This window comes from Planococcus salinarum, from assembly GCF_007004625.1.
In the GTDB taxonomy this organism is placed as follows: domain Bacteria; phylum Bacillota; class Bacilli; order Bacillales_A; family Planococcaceae; genus Planococcus; species Planococcus salinarum.
Genome location: NZ_VIFV01000014.1, coordinates 80,734 through 87,953 on the forward strand (window position 1 = coordinate 80,734; position 7,220 = coordinate 87,953).

At 44.7% G+C, this 7,220-nt stretch carries 8 protein-coding genes, 1 pseudogene and 1 riboswitch; of the genes and pseudogenes, 7 read left to right on the forward strand and 2 right to left on the reverse strand.

The features are described from left to right. The first annotated feature begins 39 nt into the window (after positions 1 to 39). Positions 40 to 221: riboswitch (Lysine riboswitch) on the forward strand. Between the two features lie 109 nt (positions 222 to 330). The 6 genes from DIJ65_RS10045 (at position 331) to DIJ65_RS10070 (ending at position 5,611) form a co-directional block, all read left to right on the forward strand. Beyond that, complete coding sequence (locus DIJ65_RS10045) at positions 331 to 1,905, forward strand: Na+/H+ antiporter NhaC family protein (RefSeq protein ID WP_117301744.1); 1,575 nt, start codon at positions 331 to 333, stop codon at positions 1,903 to 1,905. A gap of 198 nt (positions 1,906 to 2,103) precedes the next feature. Next, positions 2,104 to 3,624 carry a sodium-dependent transporter gene (locus DIJ65_RS10050; RefSeq protein WP_117301742.1) on the forward strand — a complete coding sequence of 507 codons (1,521 nt, stop codon included), beginning with the start codon at positions 2,104 to 2,106 and terminating at the stop codon, positions 3,622 to 3,624. 13 nt (positions 3,625 to 3,637) lie between these two features. Beyond that, positions 3,638 to 3,760: a MetS family NSS transporter small subunit gene (locus DIJ65_RS10055; protein ID WP_117301741.1), complete on the forward strand. Its 123-nt coding sequence runs from the start codon at positions 3,638 to 3,640 to the stop codon at positions 3,758 to 3,760. A 193-nt stretch (positions 3,761 to 3,953) separates the two neighbouring features. Beyond that, the gene (locus tag DIJ65_RS10060; protein WP_117301739.1) at positions 3,954 to 4,316 is read left to right on the forward strand and encodes a YutD family protein; all 363 of its coding nucleotides are present in this window, start codon (positions 3,954 to 3,956) and stop codon (positions 4,314 to 4,316) included. Positions 4,317 to 4,400: 84 nt separating this feature from the next. Next, the gene (locus DIJ65_RS10065; RefSeq protein WP_117301738.1) at positions 4,401 to 4,847 is read left to right on the forward strand and encodes a DUF86 domain-containing protein; all 447 of its coding nucleotides are present in this window, start codon (positions 4,401 to 4,403) and stop codon (positions 4,845 to 4,847) included. Then, complete coding sequence (locus tag DIJ65_RS10070) at positions 4,847 to 5,611, forward strand: TIGR01457 family HAD-type hydrolase (RefSeq protein ID WP_117301736.1); 765 nt, start codon at positions 4,847 to 4,849, stop codon at positions 5,609 to 5,611. Before DIJ65_RS10065 ends, DIJ65_RS10070 begins: the two co-directional genes overlap by 1 nt. Before the next feature lie 21 nt (positions 5,612 to 5,632). Here DIJ65_RS10070 and DIJ65_RS10075 read toward each other — a convergent pair whose 3' ends face one another. Next, positions 5,633 to 5,869 carry a YuzB family protein gene (locus DIJ65_RS10075; RefSeq protein WP_117301734.1) on the reverse strand — a complete coding sequence of 79 codons (237 nt, stop codon included), beginning with the start codon at positions 5,867 to 5,869 and terminating at the stop codon, positions 5,633 to 5,635. Positions 5,870 to 6,019: 150 nt separating this feature from the next. On the opposite strand from DIJ65_RS10075, the gene DIJ65_RS10080 reads away from it, so the two are divergent. Beyond that, positions 6,020 to 7,087, forward strand: coding sequence for an NAD(P)/FAD-dependent oxidoreductase (locus tag DIJ65_RS10080; protein ID WP_117301732.1), 1,068 nt, complete (start codon positions 6,020 to 6,022; stop codon positions 7,085 to 7,087). Positions 7,088 to 7,104: 17 nt separating this feature from the next. Here the strand turns inward: DIJ65_RS10080 and DIJ65_RS16560 are convergent. Beyond that, a pseudogene (locus tag DIJ65_RS16560) lies at positions 7,105 to 7,220 on the reverse strand (IS30 family transposase); the annotation flags it as partial.

The following is a 7,220-nucleotide window of genomic DNA, read 5'->3' on the forward strand; positions in this document are numbered from 1 at the left end:
CCAAACAATTTTAGGATATGCTAACAAATGAATTATATATCGATGGGTAGAGGCTGCAAAACCGATCAGTAAAATGTGTGAGCGTGACAGCGATGAGCATATTTGAAAGGCGGTTTTGCCGAAGTCCATTTTCTGTTGTCACCGGAAAGTGGGGCTGGGGGCATCCTGAACAAGGATGTCACTGTCATTTATGCTTGCATAAATGGAGGGCTACAGGGTTGTTTGATGTTTTACCGCACAGACGAATTGTAGAAAGCCGACTTGTCCATTTGGATTGAGTCGGCTTTTTTTCTCCATACTATTCCATCAAAAAATAGGAGGAAACTATTCATGGAAAACACAATTTTTTCAATCCTGCCGCCGATTATTGCAATCGTTATGGTCTTACTGACCCGGCGCGTCCTGTTATCGCTGGGTGTAGGCATTCTTTCTGCCGCCCTGATTCTGACGTCATTTGCACCAGTTGGTACGCTGCGTGAATTATTCACGTCATTTCAGGTGATTTTCTGGGATGAGGGTTTTAACGCATATAACGTCTTCATTCTATTATTCCTTTTGTTATTGGGTATCATCACCGCTTTCGTAAGTTTATCGGGAGGAAGCCACGCTTTTGCGCAATGGGCTTCTGTCCGCGTTAAATCCCGTCGAGGTGCAAAAGTTACCACAGTACTGTTGGGTGTCCTCATTTTCATCGATGATTACTTCAATGCCCTTGCAGTTGGACAGGTTGCCCGTCCGATTACGGACCGTTATAAGATATCACGGGCTAAACTGGCTTATTTCATCGATTCCACTGCTGCACCTGTCTGTGTGGTTTCTCCGGTTTCGAGTTGGGGAGCGGCCATCATCGGTATCATCGCCGGCATCCTGGCTACACAGACTTTCATCGAGTATTCCGCTTTGGAAGCGTTTCTATGGATGGCTCCGATGAATTTCTACGTGATTGCGGCACTTGCCATCGTTTTCTTTGTGGCATACCGTGATGTGGATTTTGGAGAAATGAAAAAACATGAAATCAATGCAATTGAAAAAGGACAGCTTTACGACCCGGAAAAAACCATTCCCGGTGAAATGAAAGAAGATTTCCCGGCCCATTCACATGGCCGAGTGCTTGATTTGCTGTTGCCGATCCTCCTGTTAATTGTTGGAACAGTAGTAGCAATGTTGTGGACAGGCTATCAAAATGCCGGCCAACAGCTTGATGTTTGGCTCATTTTCGAAAATACGGATGTTCCTTTATCGTTATTGGTCGGTGGACTTCTGGGTGCCATTACATCCATTGTTCTTTACCTGCTTCAAATGAAGAAAAACGAAACTGCCAATGCCGGCTGGATCGGCAAAGGAATCTGGGCAGGCATCAAATCAATGATGGGTGCCGTAATGATTCTTATATTTGCCTGGTCACTGACTTATCTGATTGGTGCTTTGGAAACTGGAACATATCTTGCCGGACTGGTAACAGCTGGCAATATTCCGATTTCGATTCTTCCTTTGCTGATATTCCTGCTTGCAGGTGTCATGGCGTTTTCAACCGGAACTTCATGGGGATCTTTCGGGATTCTCTTGCCGATTGCAGGAACGATCATGATCGATGCAGCACCGGAATTATTGCTGCCTGCCCTGTCAGCAGTTTTGGCTGGTGCGGTTTTCGGAGATCACTGTTCACCAATTTCTGATACGACCATCCTGTCTTCAACCGGAGCGGGGAGTAATCACATGGACCATGTCGCTACACAGCTTCCTTATGCTTTGACAGCGGCTGCAATTTCAGCTGTAGGGTATTTGGTCATAGGGTTGACCGGCTCGCTTCTATGGTCGTTGTTGGCGGTTGTTATTATACTGGCAATATTATTTGTGTTCTGGTCTCAACGAACAACCATTCATGAAAAAGCCGAAAATGCTTAATAATAGGAGAGCGGAGAGATTTTTTCTCCGCTTTTTTATTATTGCTTTTATAGTTTTATTGAAAAAATATTAGAAACTGTCTTTACTTTGTCCAACCCGCTCGGTATACTATTTTTAGATTAGTAAATAATCTGAAAATATACAAACTTCCCATTTTTCTGTAAGGAAAATGGAAGTTCGTAAAGAGGGGGAAAAATTATGGAACGTTCGCAATGGGGCACACGCGCCGGTTTTATCATGGCGGCAGTCGGCTCGGCAATCGGTTTGGGGAATATTTGGCGTTTTCCATACGTTGCCTATGAAAATGGTGGAGGAGCATTCTTTATACCGTACTTATTCGCTCTGTTAACCGCAGGGATACCGATTCTTATCCTCGAATTCACCATAGGGCACAAATATCGTGGATCTGCACCATTATCATTCTTCCGCATGGGCGGCAAGAAAGCTGAATGGCTTGGCTGGTGGGCAGTGCTTGTTTCTTTCGTCATATCCGTCTACTACGCAGTTATCATCGCCTGGGCAATGCGTTATACAATTTTTGCATTCAATCAGGCGTGGGGCGAAGACACGCAAGCCTTCCTGTTCGGAGACTTTCTCCAATTAGGAGATGTACCTGGCCAAACCGGCGATATCGTTTGGGGAATCTTTATCCCATTGGTTCTGGTATGGGCAATCACACTTGGAATACTCCTGGCGGGAGTTAAAAAAGGGATCGAAGCTGCCAACCGCATCTTTATTCCGACTTTAATTGTTATCTTCATTATCATTGTTATCCGCGCTGTAACGCTGGACGGAGCAATGACAGGACTTAACGCATTCTTTGAACCGAACTTTGATGCCATCATGGATCCGTCGGTTTGGGTTGCTGCATACGGACATATTTTCTTCAGTTTATCCGTGGCATTCGCCATTATGATAACTTATTCAAGTTATCTTCCGAAAAAATCGGATATAACAAATAATGCTTTCATCACCGGTTTAGCCAACTCAAGTTTTGAGTTGCTTGCAGGGATTGGGGTATTCGCTGTACTAGGATTTATGGCAGTTCAGTCCGATGTTCCTGTATCGGAAGTAGCAACTGCCGGGGTCGGTTTGGCATTTGTGGTATTCCCGCAGATCATCAACGAATTCCCGGGCTTCAATGGACTCTTCGGTGTCCTGTTCTTCCTGTCGCTGACTCTTGCAGGATTGACTTCTCTGATGTCCATCACTGAAACCTATGTGGCGGCAATTGCAGAGAAATTTGGAACATCACGCCGCAAAGCTGTTGCTTTTGGTGGCGGATTCGCAGCTTTGCTTTCAATTCTTTTTGCTACTCAAGGCGGTCTTTACTTCCTTGATCTTGCAGATTATTACATCAACCAATTCGGTGTCGCAGCAGTCGGACTTGTAGAAGTGATCATGGTCGTTTGGATTCTGCGCAAAGCAGACAACCTGAAAGATCATGCCAATGCAATTTCTGATATCCCGCTTGCTGGCTGGTGGAAATTCAGCCTGGGCGTTATTACACCAATTGTTTTGGGCTATATGATGTTTGGCTTGTTAAGACTCAACATTCTTAAAGAATTTGACAATGATACCGGGAACTATGAAGGATATTCCGATATGTTCACACTATTCGGAGGTGTCTCTGTAGCAGCTGGTGCTTTGATCTTAGGAATTTTGTTCTCACTCGGCAAATGGCATAAGAGCCATGCGGAATTCGAGGAAGAAAAATAAGGGGGTTAACGCTATGTCAGTAAGCGCAATCGTAGTTATGATAATCGGCATTACGCTTTTATGGGGCGGTTTGACTGCCAGCATTCTGTTCGCTGTACGAAGCACCAAAAAAAATAAGGCAAATAACGCAGCATAATCTGTATATATGAAACCCCGGAAACGCATTGTTTCCGGGGTTTTTATTTTGAAAAGACTGTTCCTTGTTAGGCTACCGGCTTTATGGTACATTTGGAAAAGAGAATGGCAGACATGCTGCAGGACGTCATCGGTATTCCGATATGGAATCAGCAGCCTTTCACAGAGGCTTAAGTAAATGGATGGTGAATTTAATGATTACTATTGACCAGTGGAATTACGAAATCGTCATCGATTACCGTGAAGCATTTCAGGAAGAAGCCATAAATAACCGTTACAGCGAAATACTGGGCAAGTATGATTATATACTTGGAGACTGGGGTTATGGACAGCTCCGGCTGAAGGGTTTCTTTGAGGATACGAACCATAAGGCAAGCTACGATACGAAAATCAGTACATTACAGGATTACCTTTACGAATACTGCAATTTTGGATGCGCTTATTTCGTTATTAAGAAAATCGGCAAAGCGCCAGAGCCTGAAAAAGAAACCGTAGAGGAAAAACCGGAGCAGAAAGCAGTTGGAAAAACAGACGAAACCCCCGATGCGGAAGCATGATGCAGCGGGGTTTTTCTATGTCTTTATGCTATTATAGGTAATGAGAATAAGGTGGCAGAAACTACACCTGTTGGAGGGTTAACCATGTATTTTATTGACCGCAGCAAGATAACTGAAACAATCGCTTATATGAATGCCTTATTGGCGCTTTATGAAACCAAAAACGACTGGAGCACCCTGGAAGACCAATTGGCTCTCGAGCGGCTGACCCACAATATTATTGAATCGATCATAGATGTCGGAAACAGCATGATTGATGGATTTATTATGAGAGATCCCGGCAGTTATGATGACATTGTCGATATTCTGACAGACGAAAAAGTGATTTCCGTTGAAATGGATGCACCATTGAAAAAGGTGATCGGGCTAAGAAAATCACTGGTCCGTGATTTCATGAAAATGGACCATCAAAATATTACTTTGGTGCTGGATGAAACGCTTCAGGAGCTCAAATCTTTCGGACCGAGAGTCGAGCATTATCTTGTACACGAACTCGGACCGGTATCAGCGTTTATCCCGGAGAATAAGTAATGAGGGAATATAAAGCCTATTGCCTGGATTTGGACGGGACGGTTTTCCGGGGACGGGAAGTGATACCGGAAGCCGCCGACTTTATAGAGCGCTTGCAGAAAAAAGGCATTGAACCTTATTATGTAACCAACAACGCCTCCATGACACAACAGCAATTTGCCGATAAAATGAAGACTTTCGGCATTACGGCACCGCCTGAAAACATCATGACTTCTTCGATTTCTGCAGCCAAATACATTAAAAGATGGTATCCGGAGAGAAATGTCTTTATGATCGGTACGGATGGAGTGGAAGAAGCGCTTCGAAGCGAAGCGATCGAGCGTGTATACGATAACGCAGACATTGTCCTGATGGGAATCGATCGCAACATCAATTTTGAGAAACTGGCTACGGCCTGTCTGGAAGTACGTAAAGGTGCGGTATTTTTATCAACAAACCGCGATGTGGCATTTCCTTCTGAAAAAGGATTCATGCCCGGAAACGGCGCATTTACAAAAGTGGTTTCTTCTTCAACGGGTGTTGAGCCTGTTTTCATTGGCAAACCCGAAAGACATATGCTTGAGGCGATCCAGCATGGAAGTGGTTTCAAGGCAGAGGAAATGGTCATGATTGGAGATAATTACGACACCGACATTCAGGCCGGCATCCGGTTCGGGATCGATACGGTCCATGTCAATACGGGAGTTACGCCAATGGAAGAAGCCCTGAAAAAAGAGATACCGCCAACTCATTGCATTGAAAACCTCAGCTTTTGGGAAATATAAAAAAGCCACCCAACGGATGGCTTAAAATAATGGGTTTTCTTCTATAAACTCATACACTTTGCGTGTCAATTCTTCGGGGGTGTCAGCTTCGACAATTTCGCCGTTAACTAGAGCGTAAAGTGTTTCGGAGCATTTCGTGCAATAACTCAAGCAGCCATATTCCAGAACATCGAGATTGGGATCCCGGTCCAGTTTTTCAAAAGCTTCTTGGGCACCGTTGACGATATTGCTGACACAAAATTCAACAATCGGATTCATAAAGGTCACCTCGCTACTCAGAAATCCTACCTTTTTTAAGGTGCAAAGTCAATTATTTGATTCCATTAGAATATATTGTGAAAGTTATCACAATCCGATATACTTTTACTTGAGATAGAAGCAGACAGATGAAAGATAAAGGAGATATTTATGCGAAAACTAGTCTTATTGGGCGGCGGTTACGGCAATATGAGAGTATTGCTTCGTTTATTGCCCAACAGTTTACCTCAGGATGTCGAAATCACTTTAATCGACCGAACGCCGTTTCATAGCATGAAAACGGAATTCTATGCGCTTGCTGCCGGAACAGAATCTGATCAGGACGTCAGGGTGGATTTCCCGGAGCATGAACGCCTGAAAATCGTCAACGGCGAGATTCTTGAAATCGGACTGGAAGAAAAGTGCGTCTTCATGGAAAACGGCCAGCGCATTGATTACGATGATTTGGTTATTGGTCTTGGCTGTGAGGACAAATATCACAGCGTTCCAGGTGCTGATCAATACACATTGAGCATTCAAACGATTGGAAAATCACGCCAGACGTATCAGGCTTTGCTTGGACTGCCTGCAAATGCAGTTGTTGGGATAGTCGGAGCCGGTCTCAGCGGAATCGAGCTGGCGAGTGAGTTGCGCGAAAGCCGCGAAGATCTGCAGATTAAGCTGTTCGACCGCAGTCCGCGGATTTTGCGCGATTTTCCGGAACGCCTGAGTAATTTCGTCAAGAAATGGTTCGACAACCATAATGTCGATGTAGTTTCCAATTCCAATATCACAAAAGTCGAACCGAATCTGCTGTATAACCATGAAGATACGATTCCAGTCGATGCGGTCGTTTGGACGGCCGGTATTCAACCTGTCAAACCGGTCCGGGATCTTGGCCTCGAAAGTGACTCAATCGGCCGTGTGGTCATTAACCAATATCACCAGCTTCCGGCCGATGAAAACGTCTACGTCGTCGGAGATTGCGCTGCATTGCCTATGGCGCCTTCTGCCCAGCTTGCCGAAGAGCAGGCAGAGCAGATTGTCAAAGTGCTGAAAATGCGCTGGAAAGGCGAAGAGCTTCCGGAAACCATGCCTGAGATCAAGCTGAAAGGTTTCCTTGGCTCTCTCGGCAAAAAACAAGGCTTTGCTTATCTGGCAGACCGCACAGTTACAGGCCGTATTGCACGCTTGATGAAATCCGGCGTATTGTGGATGTACAAATGGCATAACGGTTGATTATAAATGATAGTTTGTCAAATTAAGTGCAACACTTCGTCCATGAATGCTTCGTTTGCTGTTCGCCACTTCAAGCATTTTCGTGGCCGGTTATTGATTAGTCGGAGTGCTTCGTTTAATTCTTCTTCACTGA

Excerpts from the sequence above, each read along its gene's own strand:
- DIJ65_RS10070 (WP_117301736.1), top strand. The coding sequence starts at position 4,847 with ATGAGGGAATATAAAGCCTATTGCCTGGATTTGGACGGGACGGTTTTC.
- DIJ65_RS10055 (WP_117301741.1), top strand. The coding sequence starts at position 3,638 with ATGTCAGTAAGCGCAATCGTAGTTATGATAATCGGCATTACGCTTTTA.
- DIJ65_RS10080 (WP_117301732.1), top strand. The coding sequence starts at position 6,020 with ATGCGAAAACTAGTCTTATTGGGCGGCGGTTACGGCAATATGAGAGTA.
- DIJ65_RS10065 (WP_117301738.1), top strand. The coding sequence starts at position 4,401 with ATGTATTTTATTGACCGCAGCAAGATAACTGAAACAATCGCTTATATG.
- DIJ65_RS10050 (WP_117301742.1), top strand. The coding sequence starts at position 2,104 with ATGGAACGTTCGCAATGGGGCACACGCGCCGGTTTTATCATGGCGGCA.
- DIJ65_RS10045 (WP_117301744.1), top strand. The coding sequence starts at position 331 with ATGGAAAACACAATTTTTTCAATCCTGCCGCCGATTATTGCAATCGTT.
- DIJ65_RS10060 (WP_117301739.1), top strand. The coding sequence starts at position 3,954 with ATGATTACTATTGACCAGTGGAATTACGAAATCGTCATCGATTACCGT.
- DIJ65_RS10075 (WP_117301734.1), bottom strand. The coding sequence starts at position 5,869 with ATGAATCCGATTGTTGAATTTTGTGTCAGCAATATCGTCAACGGTGCC.